1 pseudogene is annotated in these 432 nt (G+C 63.0%); it reads right to left on the bottom strand.

Going from position 1 to position 432, the window contains the following annotated elements:
* Positions 1–432, bottom strand: a pseudogene (locus tag EN749_RS37200) (lactate dehydrogenase); the annotation flags it as partial.

Raw genomic sequence — 432 nt, 5'->3', positions numbered from 1 at the left:
GCTCGGGCACGTTGACGAAGGTGGCGAAGCGGGTGACGGGCTTGTATTTGCCGTTGGGCTGCAGTTCGAGCTCGGTGGTGACGTCGCCGAAGGTCGAGGCCCAGGCGTCGAACTCGTGCAGACCGCGCTCGAGTAACGCGGCGTAGCCCAGATAGCGCTGCACCGAGAACATCTCGCCCAGCGTATTGGTGATCGGCGTGCCGGAGGCGAGGATGAGCGCCCGGCCGGGATTCTTCGTCTCGACGAAGCGGGACTTCACATAGAGGTCCCAGGCGCGTTGCGAGCCGTTCGGATCGATGCCCTTCAAGGTCGACATGTTGGTGGCGAAGGAGAGTTTTCTGAATTCCTGCGCCTCGTCGACGATGATCTGGTCGATTCCGATCTCGGAGATCGTCAGCAGGTCATCCTTGCGGGGGGCCAGCGACTCCAGGC

This window comes from Mesorhizobium sp. M7A.F.Ca.ET.027.02.1.1 (assembly GCF_004022985.1).
In the GTDB taxonomy this organism is placed as follows: domain Bacteria; phylum Pseudomonadota; class Alphaproteobacteria; order Rhizobiales; family Rhizobiaceae; genus Mesorhizobium.
Note: the sequence above shows the minus strand (reverse complement) of the source record. Positions and strands in the feature narration are given on the sequence as shown.